This is a genomic window from Pseudomonas sp. JR33AA (genome assembly GCF_021378985.1).
GTDB classification, from domain to species: Bacteria; Pseudomonadota; Gammaproteobacteria; order Pseudomonadales; family Pseudomonadaceae; genus Aquipseudomonas; species Aquipseudomonas alloputida.
This window is the reverse complement of the sequence record NZ_JAJSAW010000004.1, coordinates 297,570-318,519: the sequence shown is the minus strand read 5'-3', so window position 1 is coordinate 318,519 and position 20,950 is coordinate 297,570. Positions and strand designations below refer to the sequence as shown.

Genomic DNA, 20,950 nt, shown 5'->3' with positions numbered 1-20,950 from the left:
CCGCGAAGGTGCTCATATAGACCTTGATAACAAATTGGGAGAACGATGCTACAAGCACAGCAGGTTTCTGTAGTAGCGCAAAACTATTACAAAACCTGTAACACCCAAGCATCCCCATCAGCCCAACAGCGGGTCGTGTGCAGGTACTTTTCTTCAATACATCAGAACGCCAGCCACGCAAGGATAACGCCTCCCCAACCACCCGGATCTTCCTCATGAGCCTGTACCTGTCCATGGCCGCCTTCGCGCTTGCGGCCTCGATCTCCCCCGGCCCGGTCAACATCGTCGCACTTGGCAGCGGTGCCCGCCATGGCCTGCGCGCCAGCATTGCACATGTGGCCGGCGCCACGCTGGGCTTCTGCCTGTTGCTGGTGCTGGTCGGGCTGGGCTTGCATCAACTGCTGTTGCGCTGGCCCCTGCTGGGTCTGATGCTGCACTGGGGCGGTGTGGCGTTTCTGCTGTACATGGCGTGGAAGCTGGCCTGTGACGACGGCAACCTGAATAACGCACAGCCTACCCAAGCCCCTTCAGTCTGGCACGGGGCAGCGATGCAGTGGCTTAACCCTAAAGCCTGGTTGGCAGCCGTTGCCGGGGTGGGTGCCTACACCGGCGGTGAACAGCACTTGCTGTGGCTGTTTACCTGGATCTATGGCCCGATCTGTTTCATCTCGGTGGCCTGCTGGGCCTGGGCCGGCAGCGTGATTCGCCAGTACCTGGACCACCCACGTCACCTGCGCATGCTCAACCGGAGCCTGGCCGTGTTACTGGTCGCCAGCGCGGTTTACCTGCTCCTTTGAAGCATGCACGGCGCCTGCAGGAGCGCCCAGGCTGGCGACGGCACTTCTGTAATGCCCCGGTGTCGCCGCCAGGTGCTGTTTGAATGCCCGCTGCAGGTGTGCCTGATCAGCGAACCCGGCCTCCTGTGCCACTTCAGCAATTGAGCGGCCCCGGCGCAACTGCGCCCGGGCCAGTTGCACGCGCTGGTCTAGCAGGTAGCCATGCGGCGTCAGGCCGAAGCGTTGGCGAAAGGCACGAATCAGGTAGGAACGGGACAGGCCGCAAGCCCCGCAGATATCCTCGAGGCTGAGCGGGTCACTGCGATGGGCGCGTATGAAAGCAGCCGCTGCATCCAGCCGTGGATTGCCCTCGTCAGCCTCCCTGGTATTACTGGCAAGCATGCCCGGCAACTCGCTGAACAGGGCAGCCAGGCGGGTTTCTCGATCAGGCAGCCTGGCGTCGAACAGGTCGGCAAAGGCCTGCAACAGCCGCCGATACAACACAGGCGAACGGCTCCAGGTCTGCGTTGGCAGGGTAAAACCTACTGCCTGCAACCAAGGCTGATCGACGAACAGCATCAGGTAAGACCAGGGTTCCCCGGCAACAGGGTTGCAGGTATGCACCACACCCGGGTTCATCAACACCGTGGTACCCGCCCCAACCTCAATGCACTGGCCACTGTTGATATAAGTGCTGCGCCCCCCCGTGATAACCCCGATGGAGAAGCTCTCGTGAGAGTGGGCGGCGTAGCACACCTTGCGCCCGTCCCCTACCCGTCGGGCTTCGACGAACGGCAAGGCAGCGTCGCGCCAAAACCGTGATACCTCGATCATCCTCTACTGCCCTGCCCGCCGCTGATCCATGCACGGATACTACACATTTATCGTGGGAACAGATCCAGCGTGCGCTCCACTTCGTCAATATCAACCCTGAAACCATCGCCTTCCGGCAGGCCTACCACAAAGCCGAAATGCTGGTGGTCACGATCCATCAGGTATTTGTAGTAACTGACGAAACGGTTCGGCGGCTGCAACGTCAGCAGGCAGCCTCCAGCCTGTAGTACATTCACGCCATGCACCAATTGGCTACCCTCCACCCCGATGACCACTTTCGCCCCGGCGCACGCCGCGATAATGCTCGGCACATCGGACTTCAGCGGGTTGACGATGCGAAAACCGCGGGTAGTGCGCAAGTGCTCGGCCAGCGCCAGCTCGTTGCGCAACAGGCGCAGGTCACCATCACCGCCACGCAACAGGAAAACCCCGGGGTGCTGCGTGTACGACACATGCGACAGCAGCTTTTCACCCATGGCCCGGTAGCGGGCATGCCGGCTGCGGTTGTTGCTCTGGTCATCGAACAGCACCAGCTCACGGAAGAACGCACTGCGCAGGCGCAAAGGCTGCATGTCCAGCCAGTCTTCATAGGCCGGTGCCTGGGTAAACAGCGGATACTTGGCAGAGGGGGCGGTGGTCACCGGGATGCCTTCGTTGCAGGCCAGTGCATAGGTGGGACAATCCTCCATCAGCCAGGTGCCGAACCAGGCGTTACCGTTTTGCGTGCAGTAGATTGCGGCGCGGTCGATTTCATTGTCGATGAGGACGGTCGGGAAGGTACTCGGCTTCTGCGACAGCCAATGGCTGGCCTTGCCCTTGTACAACGCCCCCTCAACCAGCCAAACGTCCTTGATCAAGTAACCGCGGGTTGGCCCTTGCAACGTGCTGATGCCTCCCGCCATGGTCTGCGCCGGGTGCACGTAGGGGTAAAACCGCTTGCCTTCCCAGCCCGTCACCCGCTCCAGCTGGCCAGGCAGGAAAATGGCCGGTGGCGAAACCGTGGCCTCGCCTGGGGCAATGTCCCACCGCTTGGTGGCGAGGCTCTTGATGTCGATCGCCGCTTTCCTGCTCAGCCGTTTGCGCAGCATGTGGCGGTAGGCGGCCAAGGTCCAGGTGTGTTGCCTGGCTGCGGGCGATGCACTGAACTGCGAGATGTCGCTTCCCATGAAGCGTCCCCCCTGATGACGAAGACTGGAGCCCGGCGCCCGGCGCCAGATCGGAGCATCCCTGGCAGTTACTCAACTACTCGAGACTCTTTCCATGGTGGGCGGTGACTGCAAACTGGCGTAACGGCTGCGCAACGTTTCCACAAACGGTTCGCCTGCCCGGCTGCCGCCATAGAGATAAATCTTGTGCAGGCCACCAAACACCATTTCGTGATAGCGACTGGCAACTTCCTCATCGCTTGGGCCATCCGGGAGCCCCAGATGCAAGGTCAGCTTGTCGCCTTCGACCGCGAACATCGGCGTATCCCACAAGAACTTCGCCGTACCGGTCTTGGGCAGGCGGACAAACAGGTACGCATGGTTACCCAGCGAATCGATATCCCCCCCGCGGCGGCGCTTCCACTTCAGCAGGCCGTCGTCCGGGCGCGCCAGGCACAGGCCGATGTCGTAATAATCGAAGCCCTGCTCCAGCGCCCATTCGAGCGCCATGAAGGTGGTGATCGAATTCACCTCGCGCAGTTTCTTCGCATCGGAAAACACCGCCTCGCAATAGCCAAAGCGCAATGTGCTCCAGTAACGCTTGCCGCCGCGTACCACTTCACACCCCAGGTGGCAGCCGATCACCTCTTCGCCCAGCATGATCAAATCCAGCCGGCCGACACCTTTGGCAATACGGAACACCTCCTGGGTAGGAAACTGCGCGGCGTGAATGCCTTGCCTGGCCGTAGCGTAAGGGCGCAGCAGATCGCGGTCGGCCATGGCGATTTCTTCGTCCGAAAGGGCTTGGCGCATGTGATACAGCGGCCGGTGCTTGCGAATGCTGCGCCGCAGTTCGCTGTCGTAGCGGGCAGTGATGTCTTCCAGCGGGCGCCCCAGCGGCACCACGGCGCTCAAGTAGTGCGGCACTGACAGCGCCCCCGACGTGGGCATTTCGCTGATGACCACCACGTGGCTGGCAGCCGCCGTGGCACTTGCACCGTCTACGATCGATGCGCTGCCCTGGCCCTTGCCACCGATCAGCAGCTTGGCCATTTCCCGTTGATGCTTGCGGCCGATGTAGAGGATTTCGTACGGGCTCTCCTGTTGCGGGCGAAACCTGGCGACTTCCCAACGCCAGAGACAGGCACGCGCCATCATTTCTCGCATTTTGCTGGCCAGCAGCCTGATTTCATAGCGCATGGAGGGCGACAGGAGCTTGCGCGCCACAGTCGTCAAGGTCTTTTTCATTTCTTCTTCGACGTCCTTTTGAAGTGCACCATTGGCCAATCGGAAAAAGAGAAATATTCAGTAAAAACACTTAACACTTTGATTTTTATAGTGTGGCTTGCAACTTTATTATCACATTCAGTAACAATTTAAGATGCCTGCAAACGCTTTGGCAAGCGGCTTGTGGCTCACTTTAGATCAAGTTTCATGGCGTCAAATTCTCTGCATCAAACCCACGTTCAACAACACTTTTGCTATAAGCGTGCCGATTAAGCTCCGTTGGGCACTTCGTTATCAATGAATCGCCTTTGACGCCTACTTTGCTTTGGGTTCGATGACGGCTTGCCGGTTAGGCACTGGCGTCCATGTTGAGCCAGACTGGAGTTTTTCCGGCAGCCAGTGCATGCTCGCAGCTGAAACGATTCAACTGACTTGAAAACCGCCCTTTGATGTGAGGTGCAGTACCCATGGACCGTTTGCTCGATTCACTCTTCCCCAGCGCCGAGAACATCCCGGAAACCTGGCGCCTGGGCGCCCCACTGGAACAACGCGACTACCTGGTCAACGGTGAACTCAGGCGCTGGGACGGCCCGTTGGCCACGGTGCGCAGCCCGGTGTGGCTCAAGCAAGGCAACGAAGAGCATCAGGTCATACTGGGCAGCGCCCCGCTGCTGGATGCCGATACCGCGCTGACCGCCCTCGATGCCGCCGTGCAGGCCTATGACAAAGGCCGCGGCGCCTGGCCGAACATGCGCGTGGCCGAGCGTATCCAGCATGTCGAAACCTTCCTTGCCCGCATGCGTGAACAGCGCCAGGCCGTGGTCAAACTGCTGATGTGGGAGATCGGCAAGAACCTGAAGGATTCGGAAAAGGAATTCGACCGCACCTGCGACTACATCGTCGACACCATCAACGCCCTCAAGGACCTGGACCGCCGCTCCAGCCGCTTCGAACTGGAACAGGGCACCCTCGGCCAGATCCGTCGCGCCCCGCTGGGCGTGGCCCTGTGCATGGGGCCGTACAACTACCCGCTGAACGAGACCTTTACCACGCTGATCCCGGCGCTGATCATGGGCAACACCGTGGTGTTCAAGCCGGCCAAGTTCGGCGTACTGCTGATTCGCCCCCTGCTCGAAGCGTTCCGCGACAGCTTCCCGCCAGGCGTGATCAATGTCATCTATGGACGCGGCCGCGAAACGGTGAGCGCACTGATGGCCAGCGGCAAGGTCGATGTATTCGCCTTCATCGGCACGCACAAGGCTGCCAGCGACCTGAAGAAACTGCACCCACGCCCGCATCGTCTGCGCGCCGCACTGGGCCTGGACGCCAAGAACCCGGGCATCGTGCTGCCTCAGGTCGACCTCGACAACGCTGTCGAAGAGGCTGTCACCGGGGCGTTGTCGTTCAACGGCCAGCGCTGCACGGCACTGAAGATCCTGTTCGTGCACGAGGACGTGGTCGAGGCCTTCCTCGACAAGTTTCAGCGCAAACTGGCCGCGCTCAAGCCCGGCATGCCGTGGGAACCCGGCGTGGCGCTGACACCGTTGCCCGAGCCTGGCAAGGTCGACTACCTCGATGGCCTGGTTGCCGATGCGACGGCCAAGGGCGCGCGCGTGCTCAACGAAAATGGCGGGCACAGCCGCGGCTCATTCTTCTACCCGGCCTTGCTGTACCCGGTCAGCCGGGAAATGCGCGTGTACCACGAGGAGCAGTTCGGCCCGCTGGTACCGGTGGTGCCCTACCGCGACCTGCAGACAGTGATCGACTATGTGCTGGACTCCGACTACGGGCAGCAATTGAGCCTGTTCGGCAACGACCCGGCCACCATCGGCAGCCTCGTCGACATCTTCGCCAACCAGGTAGGGCGCATCAACATCAACGCGCAGTGCCAACGCGGGCCGGACACCTACCCGTTCAACGGCCGCAAGAACAGCGCCGAGGGCACGCTCTCCGTGGATGACGCTTTGCGCGTGTTCTCTATCCGGACGCTGGTCGCCACACGCTTCCAGGAGGCCAACAAAACGCTGATCAGCGAGATCATTCGCAACCGCCAGTCGAGCTTCCTGACCACCGACTACATCTTCTGACCGCCGCGCTTATAGACAATCGATCTAGCGTCACTGTCGATTTTCCATCTGGGCGAACGACTCTAAGCAACAGGGCGCCTTTCGGCGCCCAGTGCACAGGAGAGTCGAACATGGCAGTCAAACCCATCCCCGAAGGCCAGCACAGCATCACGCCCTACCTGGCCATCAACGACGCCGCCAAGGCCATCGCGTTCTACAAGCAAGCCTTTGGTGCGGTGGAAATGTTCCGTCTCGATGCCCCAGGCGGTCGCGTTGGCCATGCCGAACTGAAAATCGGCGATTCGTCGCTGATGCTGGGCGACCCTTGCGACATGGAAGGCGGCCTTACCGCCAGCCAGAAGCTCAGCGGTGCGGGTGTAGGCCTGCATCTGTATGTTGAAGACTGCGACAAGGTCTACGCCCAGGCCCTGGCCGCCGGGGGCATCCAGTTACATCCCTTGACCGACCAGTTTTACGGTGACCGCAGCGGTACCCTGAAAGATCCGTTTGGCAACATCTGGTTCGTGTCCACCCACAAAGAGGACCTCACCCCCGACGAGATTCGCGCCCGCGCCGCGAAGATGTTTGGCGGCAACCAAGCGGCGAGTTGAAAGCAGCGCGACTTTGCTTGAAGCTTGAGGCTCGTAGCTTGGAGCTGCTTCATGCGAATCATCGACAAAACCGCCACCCAGGTGCGCAGCCTGACCCCCGCTGAAGAGGAACTGCTGGTCGGCTTTGCCACCGGCAGCCTCGCCGGCCCGCGCCTGCTGCAGGCCAACCAGCTACTGATGAAGGTGCGCAACGCCAACCAGTGGCTGGCTTGCGACTGCCGCAACGATGCCTTGCCGGTGCTCAATGTCACCCTCAACGGCAGCACCGGCACACTTTTCCTCAAGAACAACCCAGGCACCGCCGAGCACGCCCCTGGCTGCCCGTTCACCAAGGACGAGCGGGAAGCCGCCGAACGTGAAAACGACCCCGCACCACCCGCCGCCTGGCTGCCACCCGATACCCCCTTGCGCCTGATCAGCGACTTCCGTGCTGGCACGGCCGGTGGCGTCGGCGATGGCAACGACAGACGCGAACAGCAGCGCCTGCTGTCACTGCTGCTGACCTGGATTGAAACCAGCGGGCTCAACCTTTACGCCACCCACCTGAAAAAAGACCTGACCACGCAATTTGCCGAGTTGCGCAGCGTGGCCAGCCGCTATCCGCTGCTGGAGCGGGTGCCCGCCAGCAACTACCTGGAAACCCGCCTGGACATGAAGCACATGATGATGCTCAAGTCCCGCCTGCGCGACGCCTCTGTGTTCGGCAGCCATCGCCGCCACGGCCTGCTGCTGGACTGCGTCGACCAGATCAAAGGGCGCAAGTTGTTCAACAACCGCAGCGAGGAGGGCTTCGACTTCCAGGGGCATCACCTGTACTGGGGCGGGAGCCGCACCACCGGGCCGTTACTGGCGCTGATGATCTACTCGCCGACCAGCGCCGGTAGCCATTTCTATGAGCTGATCCATGTGGCCAGTGTGCCCGTGCTGTCGCGCGCGCACCTGTTCCCAGTGTACCGCGATGAAGAGCGCGAGCCGCTCAAGGCATTGGTGTCGCTGATCGACTGGATGGCCAGTAAAGGGGTGAAAGTGCAGATGCGTCGCCCCGTGATCGGTGGGCAGGTGATGGATGAGCTGGTGCTGACCTCGGACCAGGACCGGGTGTTGTCAGTGTCGCTGCTGGAGCAGCCCATCGGCCCCGAGCCGGATACCGAGAACTTCAAGCGCTACGCCGACTTCAAAAGCCTGGAGACATTCCGCAAGTTCGTTGCCGGCTTTTTCATGCGCGAGCGTTGAAACCCTCGTTGGCGTGCGCAGTTCCTTGCAGGAGATCGCCCTGCCCTTTGGGCGGGGCGATCACGCAGCGAACACAGGCGGCAAGCGGCTAGACAAGCTTGCATTGGCCACACAGGCGCGTCAGCCCAGGAACAGCTTGTAGGCCGGGTTGTCAGTCTCGTCCCAATACCGGTACCCCATCTCGTTCAGCCTCAGGGGCAAGCTCGCCAACTCGTCCGATGGCACTTCCAGAGCAGCGAACACCCGCGCCTGCGCAGCACCATGGTTGCGGTAATGGAACAGGCTGATGTTCCAACGTTTGCCCAACCGCTCCAGAAACCCCAGCAACGCCCCTGGCCGTTCGGGGAACTCGAAGCGCAGTACCCGCTCATCAGCCCCTGACGCGGCATGCCCGCCCACGGTATGGCGCACATGCAGCTTTGCCAGCTCGTTGTCGGTCAGGTCCAGCACACTGTACCCCTGCTCCCGCAAGCTGGCCAGCAACTGCTCACGTGGGTCGTGCACCGGATGGGTCTGCACGCCCACGAACAGGCGCGCCTCCTTGCCGGGGTAGAAACGGTAGTTGAATTCGGTGATCTGCCGCTTGCCCAGTGCCTGGCAAAAGGCACGGAAGCTGCCCGGCTGTTCCGGGATTGTCACGGCGATGATCGCCTCGCGCTGCTCACCCAACTCGGCCCGCTCGGCCACATGGCGCAAGCGGTCGAAATTGACGTTGGCCCCGGAGTCGATGGCCACCAGGGTCTGCCCCTGCACACCTTCACGCGCCACGTACTTCTTGATACCGGCCACGGCCAAGGCCCCGGACGGCTCGGTGATCGAACGGGTGTCGTCGTAGATATCCTTGATCGCCGCGCACAGCTCGTCACTGCTTACCGTCACCACCTCGTCGACGAAGTGGCGACACAGCTCGAAGCAATGAGCGCCGATCTGCGCCACCGCGACGCCATCGGCAAAGGTGCCGACCTGCGGCAGGATCACGCGTTCGCCGACGGCCATGGCAGCCTGCAGGCAGTTGGAATCCTCCGGTTCGACGCCGATCACCTTCACTTCAGGGCGCAGGTACTTCACATAGGCGGCGATACCGGCAATCAACCCCCCACCGCCCACTGGCACAAAGATCGCGTCCAGCGCCCCCGGGCGCTGACGGAGGATTTCCATGGCCACGGTGCCCTGCCCGGCGATCACATCCGGATCATCGAACGGTGGCACGAAGGTGGCGCCTTCGTTGTCAGCCAGCTTGAGTGCGTGGGCCAGCGCATGCGGGAAACTCTCGCCATGCAGCACCACATGCCCGCCGCGCGAACGCACACCTTCCACTTTCAACGATGGCGTGGTGGTGGGCATGACGATCGTGGCTTTGATACCCAGATGCGATGCCGCCAAGGCCACGCCCTGGGCATGGTTGCCCGCCGAAGCGGTGATCACCCCGCGCGCACGCTGCACGCTTGTCAGGCGCGACAGGCGGGTATAGGCACCACGGATCTTGAACGAGAACGTAGGCTGCAGGTCTTCGCGTTTGAGCAACACCTGGTTGCCCAGACTGGCAGACAATGCAGACGCGGTTTGCAGGGGCGTTTCGATGGCCAGGTCGTACACCGGCGCAGCAAGAATGCGCCGCACCTGCTCCGACAGCAGTTGCTGGGGGGTGACGGTAGTACGAGGGACACTGAGGCTGGTCATCGATGACTCCTTGGCTATTTTTACGTTGCCCAGGAGTCAGAGAGAAAAAACCCGCCTCCAGGGCGGGTTCGGTGCACGTACGCGCTAGCCCGCCAAGCTGATAATGGCGGTAATAATAATGGCGTTCACATGCGGGAATGTATTCATGGGGTAGGAACTTAGCCTGCCTCGCGGCCGGAAGTCAACACTTGGCCTGCTGCGCCGAAAGCGGTACATCGAACACCTTGTCGAAACCCCACTGAAAGACAAAGGCGTAAACGAAGAAGAACACGAACAGCGCCAGGTTGGTCAGCAGGGCTGCCCACAGGCTCACGTCCAGCCAGTACGCCACCAGCGGCAGCAGGATCACCACCAGCCCACCCTCGAAGCCCAGCGCATGCAGCAGGCGCCTCAAGAAGGTGCGCTCACGCTTGTGCTGGCGTGCTTCCCAACGTTCGAACACCCAGTTGTAGCCCATGTTCCAGCTCATCGCGATGCCCGACATCAGCACCGAGAGCACGGTCGACTGCGCCATGCCGGCGCCGAACGCCAGCTCAAGCGCGGGCGCCACACAGGCGACGGCGATGGCCTCATAGAGAATGGCCTGGACGATCTTGCGGGCCTTGCCTTGCATGTTCAGCTCCCTGAATGAACGACCTGTAAAGCTACAAGATGTAGCCCGCAAGAAAAAGCCCGAACGCTGGACAACTTCGCGCTCGGCTGCCCGGCTGAGCGGTGAAGCGTTCGCGAAATGCTTTGATGGGCTGGTCCCGCTGGCAGAAAAGACGAAACATCATCCGGCGGGCAAACGAATCCTGAACTGCGCCCCACCCAGCGCCGACTGCGCCAGGGTCAAGGTGCCTCCCTGCCCCTCGATTGCCCGGCGGCTGATTGCCAGCCCCAGGCCAAAACCACCGGTGTTGCGATCGCGGCTGCGGTCCAGGCGGTAGAACGGCTGGAAAACCCGCTCGCGCTCCTCCACAGGGACGCCAATCCCGTCATCCTCCACCGTCAGCAGGCAGGCGCCATCGGCTTCCAGGCGCAAGCGCAGCAACAGGCTTTCATCGCAATAGCGCATGGCATTGCGCACCAGGTTCTGCACCGCGCGCGCCGTCAGCCGCGGGTCCAGTACAAAGCGCGGCAACTCACCCTCGGCCCGCACTTCCCATTGGATACCCCGACCGTCGAGTTCCTCGGCAAAGCCACCAAGCACACTGTCGACCAGCTCCAGCAGCGATACCTCCACCCGCTCCCGCGCCTGGTCGGCGTTGTACAACCGGCTGTAGGACAGCAGCTCCAGCACCAGTTCATCCAGCTCGCGCACATGCCCGACCAGTTCCAGCAGGCGCTTGCGGCTGGCTGGCGGCACTTCGTCGAACAGCAGCACCAGGCCGAAGTCCAGCCGGGTCAGTGGCGTGCGTAACTCGTGGGATACCGCATTGAGCAGTTCGCGCTGCTGGTTGACATGGCGCTCCAGGTCACTGGCCATGGTGTCGAATACCCCGGCCAGTTCACCAATGTTGGAGTGGGGCGAAATGTGCGTACGCTCGGCCATCTGCCCCTGGCCCAGGCGCCGGGCAGTCTCCTTGAGGCGTTCCAGATCACGCCAGTGCGGCCATACCCACAGCAGCAGGCAGCCCAGCATGGCTGCACCAATCAATACGGTCACGCCCCACGACAGCACGTTGATGTCCAGCGGGTCTGGCGGGGAATGCAGGCGTACCAGCCACTCCTTGTCCAGCGGCGCCAGCACCGTCTCGTAATAGCCCCACTCGGCAATGCGCACTGCGTAAAGGCCCTGCGCCAGACGCGCCTGCTCCTCATCGCTCAAACCGGCCTGATCCCTGCGCAGCAGCTGCAGTTCCAGCGGCGCGAAATCACTGGCCAGCTCCTGTTCCACCGCTGGCCACTGCTCGCGCGGGGCCTGGCGGAACTGGCGCACGATCAACGCTTGTACCCCCTTGGCCTGGTCCAGGTTGTAGGCCATGAACCGGTCACGGAACAAGCCGACGATGGTGTCAGGGATGAACAGCAATGCGCCGGCGTAGGCGACGATAATCACCAGGTACAACCGCACCAGGATCTTGAGCATGGCCGATCAGCACTCCCACTCGACACGGCTGAACAGGTAGCCCTTGCCCCACACCGTTTTGATCTTGCGCGCTTCGCCGGCGTTGTCGTCGAACTTGCGCCGCAGTTTGGAAATGGCCACGTCAACGGAGCGATCGGTGCCATTGAACTCGATGCCACGCAGTTGTTGCAGGATGCGGTCGCGGTTCATCACCTCACCGGCATTGCGCGCCAGCACCACCAGCAGATTGTACTCGCCGCTGGACAGCTCCACCTCCTCGCCGCGCCAACTCACCGTGCGCTCGGCCAGGTCGATGCGTAGGCCACCAATCAGGATCAGGTCGTTGTCCAGGCGCGGTTCGTTGACACTGCTGCGGCGCAGCAGCGTGCGCACGCGGGCCAGCAGCACGCGTGGCTCACAGGGTTTGGTCACGTAGTCGTCGGCCCCCATTTCCAGGCCAAGCACCTGGTCATGGCTGTCGTCGCGGGCCGTCAGCATGAGGATTGGCAGGGTCTGCGACTCCTGACGCAGCAGCCGGCACAGCTGCAGGCCATCGATGCCCGGCAGCATCAGGTCAAGGATGACCAGGTCGGGCCTTTGCCGACGGTACTCGTCCAGTACATGATCGCCTCGGGCGATCACCTGGACATGGAAGTCGTTGCGTTGCAGGTAACTGGCGATCAGCTCGGACAGGGCGCTGTCGTCTTCGACCAGGAAAATATTCGGCATAGGTGCTTGGGCGTCTGGGTTGAAGTTAGCCTTTGGCGGGTAAACCCGCGCCTGCAAGCCCCCCGTAGGAGCGGGTTCACCCGCGAAGAGGCCAGCACAGGCCCATGCAGAATATAGAACCCAACCACACGACAGGATCATTCTTCACACTTTTTCACACTCGCCCTACAGGTATTAACAGCCGCCCAGGCAGCGTCTGCCTTAGCATACACACGGTCATCATCGGAAGATCCGCATGCCTACTACCCTCTCCCCAAGCCTGCGCCCGTTGGCGCTCCTGGCATTCCTGAGCCTGTCCCTGGCCGGTTGCAGCGACAGCGCCGAGCCAGACGAACAGGCCCCCACTGCGCACGTGCGCGTGGAAACCCTGCAACTGCAGCCACTGGCCATCAGCAGTGAACTCAGCGGCCGTATCCTCGCGCCACGCACCGCCGAAGTGCGTGCGCGGGTCGCAGGCGTGGTGCTCAAGCGGGTGTACCGCGAAGGCAGCGACGTCAAGCAGGGTGATGTCCTGTTCCTGATCGACCCGGCACCGTTCAAGGCCGACCACGACAGCGCCCGCGCCACATTGGCCAAGGCCGAGGCCACCCGGTACCAGGCGCGCCTGCAAGAGCAGCGCTACCGCGAGCTGGTCGACGACAAAGCCGTCAGCCGCCAGGAATACGACAACGCCAAGGCCAGTTTCCTGCAGGCCGATGCCGAAGTGGCCGAAGCCCGGGCGGCGCTGGAGCGCGCCCGGCTGAACCTCGGCTATGCCACCGTGACCGCGCCGATCTCCGGTCGTATCGGCCGGGCCCAGGTTACCGAAGGCGCGCTGGTCGGGCAAAACGAAACCACCCCGCTGGCGACCATCCAGCAGCTGGACCCGATCCATGCCGATGTCACCCAGTCTACCCGTGAGCTCAACGCGCTGCGCCGCGCCCTGCGCGCTGGCGAATTGCAGCAGGTGGGCGACGGCCAGGCACGCGCCACGCTGATCCAGGATGACGGTAGCGCGTACCCGCTGCCGGGCAAGCTGCTGTTCTCCGACATCAGCGTCGACCCCAGCACCAACCAGATCACCCTGCGCAGCGAGTTCCCCAACCCGGACCTCGACCTGCTGCCTGGCAGCTACGTGCGGGTACGCCTGGAGCAAGCGGTGCAACCCAAGGGCCTGAGCGTGCCGCAACGCGCCATCCTGCGTGACAGCGCCGGTGTGCCGAAGGTGCTGGTAGTAGACCAGCACGCCCGGGTCAGCGACCGCCAGGTTGTACTGGGCAGCGCCCAGGGCGACCGCTGGGTCGTCAGCGACGGCCTGGCGGCCGGCGAGCGGGTGGTGGTCGAGGGTCTGCAACACGTCAAGGCCGGTGACCAGGTGCAGGTCGACAACGCCCCCGCGGCTCCCCCCATCGCACAGCATACCGGCCAGTGAGGGCCTGATTCATGCCGCAATTCTTCATCGATCGCCCGGTATTCGCCTGGGTGGTCGCACTGTTCATCCTACTGGCCGGCGCGCTGGCCATCCCGCAGCTGCCGGTGGCCCAGTACCCCAACGTGGCACCGCCGCAGGTGGAAATCTACGCCGTGTACCCAGGCGCCTCGGCGGCGACCATGGACGAAAGCGTGGTCAGCCTGATCGAGCAGGAGCTCAACGGCGCCGACAACCTGCTGTACTTCGAGTCGCAGAGCAGCCTGGGCAGCGCCACCATTACCGCCACCTTCGCCCCGGGCACCCACCCGGACCTGGCTCAGGTCGATGTGCAGAACCGCCTGAAGGTGGTCGAGTCGCGCCTGCCACGCCCGGTCACCCAACAGGGCCTGCAGGTAGAGAAGGTGTCCACCGGCTTCCTGCTGTTGGCGACCCTCACCTCCGAAGACGGCAAGCTCGATGAAACCGCGCTGTCGGATATCCTTGCACGTAACGTGATGGATGAAATCCGCCGCCTCAAGGGCGTCGGCAAGGCCCAGTTGTATGGCTCGGAGCGCGCCATGCGCATCTGGATCGACCCGCGCAAGCTGATCGGTTTCAACCTCACGCCCAACGATGTGGCCGAAGCCATCGCCGCGCAGAACGCCCAGGTCGCCCCCGGCAGCATCGGCGACCTGCCCAGCCGCAGCACCCAGGAAATCACCGCCAACGTGGTGGTCAAAGGCCAGTTGAGCAGCCCCGAAGAGTTTGCTGCCATTGTCCTGCGTGCCAACCCGGACGGTTCCACGGTCACCATCGGGGATGTCGCCCGGGTTGAAATCGGTGCCCAGGAATACCAGTACGGCACACGCCTGAACGGCAAACCGGCCACGGCCTTCAGCGTGCAGTTGTCGCCCGGCGCCAACGCCATGGAAACCGCTACCCTGGTACGGGCGAAGATGCAGGACCTGGCGCGCTACTTCCCGGAAGGCGTCAAGTACGACATCCCCTACGACACCTCGCCGTTCGTCAAGGTGTCGATCGAGCAGGTCATCAATACCCTGTTCGAGGCCATGCTGCTGGTGTTCGCAGTCATGTTCCTGTTCCTGCAGAACCTGCGCTACACACTGATCCCGACCCTGGTAGTGCCAGTAGCATTGATGGGAACGTTCGCCGTGATGCTGGCCATGGGCTTCTCGGTCAATGTGCTGACACTGTTCGGCATGGTACTGGCCATCGGCATTCTGGTCGACGATGCCATCGTGGTGGTAGAGAACGTCGAACGCATCATGGCCGAAGAAGGCTTGCCGCCCAAGGACGCCACACGCAAGGCCATGGGCCAGATCAGCGGTGCAATCGTCGGCATCACGCTGGTACTGGTGGCGGTATTCCTGCCCATGGCCTTCATGCAAGGCTCGGTGGGGGTGATCTACCAGCAGTTCTCGCTGTCGATGGCGGTGTCGATCCTGTTCTCGGCGTTTCTCGCCCTCAGCCTGACCCCGGCATTGTGCGCCACCCTGCTAAAACCCGTGGCCAAGGGCGAGCACCATGAACGCAAAGGCTTCTTCGGCTGGTTCAATCGCCGCTTCGAAAGCATGAGCAACGGCTACCAGCGCTGGGTGGTGCAGGCACTCAAGCGCAGCGGCCGCTACCTGCTGGTGTATGCGGTGCTGCTGGCGGTGCTGGGCTACGGTTTCAGCCAGCTGCCTACAGCGTTCCTGCCCACCGAAGACCAGGGCTACACCATTACCGACATTCAGCTGCCGCCAGGCGCCAGCCGCATGCGCACCGAACAGGTTGCCGCGCAGATCGAGGCGCACAACGCCGAAGAACCGGGCGTAGGCAACACCACCTTGATCCTCGGCTTCAGCTTCTCCGGTAGCGGGCAGAACGCGGCGCTGGCCTTCACCACCCTCAAGGACTGGTCCGAGCGCAGCGCCGACGACAGTGCCCAGTCGATCGCCGACCGCGCGACCATGGCCTTCACCCAGCTCAAGGACGCGATAGCCTATTCGGTGCTGCCGCCCCCCATCGACGGCCTGGGTGAGTCGACCGGTTTCGAATTTCGCCTTCAGGACCGTGGCGGCATGGGCCACGCCGAGCTGATGGCAGCCCGTGACCAGTTGCTCGAAAGCACCAGCAAAAGCAAGGTGCTGACCAACGTGCGCGAAGCCTCGCTGGCGGAAAGCCCGCAGGTGCAACTGGAAATCGACCGCCGCCAGGCTAATGCACTGGGCGTGTCGTTTGCCGATATCGGCACGGTGCTGGACGTGGCCGTGGGCTCCAGCTACGTCAACGATTTCCCCAACCAGGGCCGTATGCAGCGGGTGGTGGTGCAGGCTGAAGGTGACCAGCGCAGCCAGGTCGAAGACTTGCTGAACATTCACGTGCGCAACGACAGCGGCAAGATGGTGCCACTGGGAGCGTTCGTTCAGGCCAGGTGGGTCAGCGGCCCGGTGCAACTGACCCGTTACAACGGTTACCCGGCGGTGTCGATCTCGGGCGAGCCAGCCGCCGGCTACAGCTCGGGCGAGGCCATGGCCGAGGTCGAGCGGCTGGTGGCGCAGCTACCAGCCGGTACCGGCCTGGAATGGACCGGCCTGTCACTGCAGGAGCGGCTGTCCGGTAGCCAGGCCCCCATGCTGATGGCGCTGTCGCTGCTGGTGGTATTCCTGTGCCTGGCTGCGCTGTACGAAAGCTGGTCGATCCCGACTGCAGTGCTGCTGGTCGTTCCGCTCGGCGTGCTCGGTGCGGTGCTGGCGGTGACCTTGCGCGGCATGCCCAACGACGTGTTCTTCAAGGTTGGCCTGATCACCCTGATCGGCCTGTCGGCGAAGAACGCCATCCTGATCATCGAGTTCGCCAAGCATCTGGTAGACCAGGGTGTGGACGCCGTCGACGCCGCCGTGCAAGCGGCCCGCCTGCGCCTGCGGCCGATCGTGATGACCTCGCTGGCGTTCATCCTCGGCGTGGTGCCACTGGCCATCGCCAGCGGCGCAAGCTCTGCCAGCCAGCAGGCGATTGGTACCGGGGTGATCGGCGGCATGCTCAGCGCCACCCTGGCGGTGGTGTTCGTGCCGGTGTTCTTCGTGGTGGTGATGCGCCTGTCCGGGCGACGCCAGGTGCATGACAACGACGGGCAACCCGTGCCCCGCGAAAGCTGACTGGACAAGCCCCGCGTGAAATGGGAGGGTTCCCGGCAATGACTGCCCGGAACCCTTTTTCATGCCTGATGCACTCCCCCCCTGCTCCATCCTCATTCTAGCCGGTGGCCGCGGCCAGCGCATGGGCGGCCGTGACAAGGGCCTGGTGGACTGGCAAGGCGAGCCGTTGATTGCACATGTTCATCGAACGGTGCGGCCACTGAGCGACGACCTGGTGATTTCCTGCAATCGCAACCAGGCGGCTTACCGGGTATACGCCGACCAGTGGGTGGGCGATGCAGAAGCCGACTTCCCCGGGCCGCTGGCAGGAGTGATTGCCGGGCTCAAGGTGGCACGTCATGCGTGGGTGGTGGTGCTGGCTTGCGATGCACCGCTGGTTGATCGCGACTTGATCGAGGGCCTGCTGCGGCTGGCAGTGGCCGGCAACAGCGCGGCAATGGTGCGTCAGGGTGGTTTTTGGCAGCCGATGTTCAGCGTACTGCCCAAGCGGGTGTTGCCGGTGCTGGAACAGGCCTGGGCAGCGGGTGAGCGGAGCTTGCAGAAGGCCCTGCTGCTCGAAGCGGTGCAAGGGCTGGACTGCGCCGAGAGCGATCGCCGGTTAAGCAACTTCAACAGCCCGGAATGGCTGCAAGACTGAGGGCATGACAGCGCCCCACAGGTAATTCACTGGCCAGCAGGACCGGCCCCTTCGCGGGTAAACCCGCTCCTACAGGCTACGCGCACAAGGCCGTTGCTTTTACCTCGGGCGCGTAATAGGTCATCTGGCAGAAAGTTCTTCGACACTTATCTCGCGCATCCGGAACTTCTGCACCTTGCCCGTAACCGTCATCGGGAACGCGTCGACAAAACGGAAGTACCTGGGCACCTTGAAGTGCGCAATCCTTGCCTTCGCCCACTCACGCAAGGCTTCCTCACTGACAGCATGTCCCGGGTGCAGCCGCACCCAGGCCACGATCTCTTCACCGTACTTGCTGCACGGCACGCCAATCACCTGCACATCGGCCACCGCCGGGTGGGTGAAGAAGAACTCCTCCAGCTCGCGCGGGTAAATGTTCTCGCCGCCGCGAATGATCATGTCCTTGCTGCGCCCGACAATACGCACGTAGCCCTGCTCGTCCATCACCGCCAGGTCGCCGGTGTGCATCCAGCCGTCTGCGTCGATGCTCTCGGCGGTGGCTTTGGGGTTGTTCCAGTAACCCAGCATCACGCTGTAGCCGCGGGTGCACAGTTCGCCGATCTCGCCACGCGGGACAATGTTGCCTTCGGCGTCCACCACCTTGCTCTCCAGCCGGGGCTGGGTGCGACCGACGCTGGTCACGCGACGCTCCAGGTCGTCAGCGGCACCGGTCTGCAAGGACACCGGGCTGGTTTCGGTCATGCCATAGGCAATCTGCACTTCGGCCATGTGCATCTCGCCAATCACCCGGCGCATCACCTCGATCGGGCAGGTCGCGCCGGCCATGATTCCGGTGCGCAGGCTCGACAGGTCGAATTCACCACGCTGCGGATGGTCCAGCTCGGCAATGAACATGGTCGGCACGCCATACAGCGCAGTGGCTTTCTCCTGCGCCACTGCGCGCAGCGTGGCCAGCGGGTCGAAGGCATCGCTGGGGTAAATCAGTGCACTGCCATGGGTCATGCAGCCAAGGTTGGCCATGACCATGCCGAAACAGTGGTACAGCGGCACCGGCACCACCAGCCGATCGTGCTCGGTAAGGCCCAGGCTTTCACCGACCATGTACCCGTTGTTGAGGATATTGCTGTGGCTAAGGGTCGCCCCCTTGGGAAAACCGGTGGTGCCTGAGGTGTACTGGATGTTGATCGGGTCGTCGCAACGCAGTTGTGCCTGGCGCGCGACCAGGGCCTCGCCACTGACGGCCTCGGCTCGGGCCTGCAGTTCGTGCCACGCCAGAAAGCCCGGCGGTGGCGACAGCGCCAGGCTGACCACGCCACGCAACTCGGGGAAGCGCTCGCAGATCAGCGCGCCCGGTTGGCCGTTGGCCAGGCCCGGGAGCAAGCCCTGCAGCATGGCGTGGTAATCGGAGGTTTTGAACGCATCGGCACAGATCACCCAGCGGCAGCCGGACTGGCCAAGGGCGTAGTCCAGTTCGCTGGAACGGTAGGCCGGGTTGATGTTGACCAGGATCGCGCCAACCTTGGCGCTGGCGAACTGGGTAATACACCACTCGGCGCAGTTGGGTGCCCAGATGCCAAGACGGTCACCGGGTTGCACGCCCAGGGCCATCAGCGCGCGGGCGTGCTGGTCGACGGCGCCGGCCAGTTGCCGCCACGTGTAGCGCAGGGACTGATGATGCACCACCAGCGCCTCACGGTCGGGGAAGCGGGCCACGGTGGCATCGAAGGCGTCGCCGATGCATTGGGTAAGCAGGGGCTTGTCCTGGTTGCCCTGGGTGTAGCTTGGCTGGGGCATGGGCGCTCTCTTGTTGTTCTTGTGTTATCTGTGCTGGCCTCTTCGCGGGTGAACCCGCTCCTACACAGGACGGCGCCACATTTGAGGCCTGTGGAGGTTTTTGCAGGAGCGGGTTCACCCGCGAAGCAGCACACACCGGTTTAGCGAACGAACACCTGCGGCGTCGTGGTAGACATGTCACCACCCGGCAACTGGATGTTCTTCACCTTTTCCAGCGTATCCGGGTTGAACACCGCCAGGTCATTGAAGGTGCCGCCCAGGTAAAGCTTGTCGCCCTTCTTGTCGAACGTCACGCAGTAGTAGGTGTGCTCCAGATTAGCCGCCTTGATCAGCTTGCGCTGTTTGATGTCGTACTTGGCCAGGCGGTTGAGCACGCCGTAGATCTGGTTCGGGTCCTTGGGCGAGCGCAGGCCGGTGAAGTACAGCTCCGTCAGGTCAGCGAACTCCTGGGTGTGGGTCTTGCCGGTCTTCAGGTCGATGCTGAGGTAGCCATACAGGGGTTCGGCAGTGGCCGGGTCCTGCTTGTCATCCTTGAACTTGGCAATGGTGTACAGCATGGTGAACTCATGGCGCGGGCTCTGGTGCGGCCAGAAGTACAGCACGTCCGGGGCGCTGTAGCCTTTGCGGTTCCAGTTGCGCAACGGCAGGGCCACCGTGTACTTGCCGGTCTTCACGTCCATCTTGTAAATGTCCGGCCCGGCAACGTACAGGCTGCCATCGTCGGAGGTGCGCATCAGGTACACCTGGCGCGGCATCGGGAAGGTGCGCACGGGCTTGGCCTGAAGGCCATCGGCGGTGCTGAACACCTCCAGCCGGGGTGGCTTGACCACGTAATGGTCATTCAGCATCTGGGTCGGATTGACCGTGGCATACACCTCTTTGCCGTCTGGGCTGATGGCGAACGAGTATATCGACCGGCCGACTTCACCGGCTACGCTGGACAGGTTGGCGTGGAAGGTGTTCTTGCAGGTGTCCAGGTCAATGCCGTAGATGTCGCCGTAATGGTTGTTGAGCACGTAGGCGGTGCGGTTGTCCGGCGCCATCATTGCGGTGCCAGGGCCGAACTTGTCCGGCATCCGGCAGCTCTTGTAGACCGTGTCACTGGCCACATCGACCACATGCAGGTTGTTCGGGTAGTTGGTCACGATCATGTATTCGTGGCCAGCCTTGAGTGCCGGGCCAGTGTCGTCGGCCTGTGCCAGCCCGGCGCAAGCCATGGCGGCGATGGTGAGCGCCAATGGCGCGCAGCGTCCAGCTTTCATGCGGTTTCCCCTTGTCATTCTTGTTGGGCCGTCACTTGTCTTTAGGGAACACGGTGCCGAGGTTGCGCCAATCCTCTGCCGAGTTGGTCGCCTGGGCGTTCCAGTCCTGGTAGGTGCTCATCATGTCCGGCACCTGGGCCGGCCACCAGCAAGGGTCGGAACAACCATAAAGGTCAGCCTCCATCGGTTGGCACAGCGAGCTCACGCCGCCAAAGGCGTCCACTTCCCAGCCCGGGTCGGTAGTGGCCGTGCAGCCTGCCACCGCGCTCATGGCCATCACTTCTTCGACACGGTCTTCGGCGGCAGCCTGCTCCAGGATGCGCGCCTTGTTGTTCAGGGGCTTCAAGTGCTTCAT

Annotated in this window: 17 protein-coding genes; 7 read left to right on the top strand and 10 right to left on the bottom strand. The window is 62.8% G+C overall.

Annotated features, from left to right (window positions below; genetic code table 11):
* The first annotated feature begins 215 nt into the window (after positions 1–215).
* Positions 216–797 (top strand): LysE family translocator, encoded by a 582-nt coding sequence (locus LVS58_RS09580; RefSeq protein ID WP_233690865.1) that lies wholly within the window; start codon positions 216–218, stop codon positions 795–797.
* Here LVS58_RS09580 and LVS58_RS09575 read toward each other — a convergent pair.
* The 3 genes from LVS58_RS09575 to LVS58_RS09565 all read right to left on the bottom strand — a co-directional run bounded on the left by LVS58_RS09575 (position 762) and on the right by LVS58_RS09565 (position 4,003).
* On the bottom strand, positions 762–1,610 hold the full coding sequence (locus LVS58_RS09575; RefSeq protein WP_233690864.1) for an AraC family transcriptional regulator: 849 nt from the start codon (positions 1,608–1,610) through the stop codon (positions 762–764). The genes LVS58_RS09580 and LVS58_RS09575 overlap by 36 nt on opposite strands.
* A 47-nt stretch (positions 1,611–1,657) precedes the next feature.
* Positions 1,658–2,776, bottom strand: coding sequence for a glycosyltransferase 61 family protein (locus tag LVS58_RS09570; protein WP_233690863.1), 1,119 nt, complete (start codon positions 2,774–2,776; stop codon positions 1,658–1,660).
* Positions 2,777–2,848: 72 nt separating this feature from the next.
* Entirely contained in the window at positions 2,849–4,003 is a 1,155-nt protein-coding gene (locus LVS58_RS09565; protein WP_233690862.1) for a hypothetical protein, read from the bottom strand.
* Between the two features lie 446 nt (positions 4,004–4,449).
* On the opposite strand from LVS58_RS09565, the gene LVS58_RS09560 reads away from it, so the two are divergent.
* The 3 genes from LVS58_RS09560 to LVS58_RS09550 all read left to right on the top strand — a co-directional run bounded on the left by LVS58_RS09560 (position 4,450) and on the right by LVS58_RS09550 (position 7,892).
* Positions 4,450–6,069, top strand: a complete 1,620-nt coding sequence (locus LVS58_RS09560; RefSeq protein ID WP_233690861.1) for an NADP-dependent glyceraldehyde-3-phosphate dehydrogenase — start codon at positions 4,450–4,452, stop codon at positions 6,067–6,069.
* Between the two features lie 110 nt (positions 6,070–6,179).
* Positions 6,180–6,659 carry a VOC family protein gene (locus tag LVS58_RS09555; protein ID WP_233690860.1) on the top strand — a complete coding sequence of 160 codons (480 nt, stop codon included), beginning with the start codon at positions 6,180–6,182 and terminating at the stop codon, positions 6,657–6,659.
* A gap of 51 nt (positions 6,660–6,710) precedes the next feature.
* Complete coding sequence (locus LVS58_RS09550; protein WP_233690859.1) at positions 6,711–7,892, top strand: hypothetical protein; 1,182 nt, start codon at positions 6,711–6,713, stop codon at positions 7,890–7,892.
* A gap of 120 nt (positions 7,893–8,012) precedes the next feature.
* On the opposite strand, the gene ilvA is transcribed toward LVS58_RS09550, so the two are convergent.
* The 4 genes from ilvA to LVS58_RS09530 form a co-directional block, all read right to left on the bottom strand.
* Positions 8,013–9,572 (bottom strand): threonine ammonia-lyase, biosynthetic, encoded by a 1,560-nt coding sequence (gene ilvA / locus LVS58_RS09545; RefSeq protein WP_233690858.1) that lies wholly within the window; start codon positions 9,570–9,572, stop codon positions 8,013–8,015.
* Between the two features lie 181 nt (positions 9,573–9,753).
* Entirely contained in the window at positions 9,754–10,185 is a 432-nt protein-coding gene (locus tag LVS58_RS09540; protein ID WP_003253887.1) for a PACE efflux transporter, read from the bottom strand.
* A gap of 159 nt (positions 10,186–10,344) precedes the next feature.
* Positions 10,345–11,643, bottom strand: coding sequence for an ATP-binding protein (locus LVS58_RS09535; RefSeq protein WP_003253888.1), 1,299 nt, complete (start codon positions 11,641–11,643; stop codon positions 10,345–10,347).
* A gap of 6 nt (positions 11,644–11,649) precedes the next feature.
* Entirely contained in the window at positions 11,650–12,351 is a 702-nt protein-coding gene (locus LVS58_RS09530) for a response regulator transcription factor (RefSeq protein ID WP_019437505.1), read from the bottom strand.
* 235 nt (positions 12,352–12,586) lie between these two features.
* Here LVS58_RS09530 and LVS58_RS09525 point away from each other — a divergent pair, with 235 nt between their 5' ends.
* The 3 genes from LVS58_RS09525 (at position 12,587) to mobA (ending at position 17,539) form a co-directional block, all read left to right on the top strand.
* A complete protein-coding gene (locus LVS58_RS09525; RefSeq protein WP_233690857.1) occupies positions 12,587–13,762 on the top strand; it encodes an efflux RND transporter periplasmic adaptor subunit in 1,176 nt (391 codons plus the stop codon).
* 11 nt (positions 13,763–13,773) lie between these two features.
* On the top strand, positions 13,774–16,902 hold the full coding sequence (locus LVS58_RS09520; protein ID WP_233690856.1) for an efflux RND transporter permease subunit: 3,129 nt from the start codon (positions 13,774–13,776) through the stop codon (positions 16,900–16,902).
* A gap of 61 nt (positions 16,903–16,963) precedes the next feature.
* Complete coding sequence (gene mobA, locus LVS58_RS09515; protein ID WP_233690855.1) at positions 16,964–17,539, top strand: molybdenum cofactor guanylyltransferase MobA; 576 nt, start codon at positions 16,964–16,966, stop codon at positions 17,537–17,539.
* A 120-nt stretch (positions 17,540–17,659) separates the two neighbouring features.
* Here mobA and LVS58_RS09510 read toward each other — a convergent pair whose 3' ends face one another.
* From LVS58_RS09510 to qhpC, 3 genes are all read right to left on the bottom strand, one after another.
* A complete protein-coding gene (locus tag LVS58_RS09510) occupies positions 17,660–19,333 on the bottom strand; it encodes a fatty acid CoA ligase family protein (RefSeq protein ID WP_233690854.1) in 1,674 nt (557 codons plus the stop codon).
* 140 nt (positions 19,334–19,473) lie between these two features.
* Positions 19,474–20,595: a quinohemoprotein amine dehydrogenase subunit beta gene (peaD, locus tag LVS58_RS09505; RefSeq protein WP_233690853.1), complete on the bottom strand. Its 1,122-nt coding sequence runs from the start codon at positions 20,593–20,595 to the stop codon at positions 19,474–19,476.
* Positions 20,596–20,626: 31 nt separating this feature from the next.
* The gene (gene qhpC, locus LVS58_RS09500) at positions 20,627–20,950 is read right to left on the bottom strand and encodes a quinohemoprotein amine dehydrogenase subunit gamma (RefSeq protein WP_014590799.1); all 324 of its coding nucleotides are present in this window, start codon (positions 20,948–20,950) and stop codon (positions 20,627–20,629) included.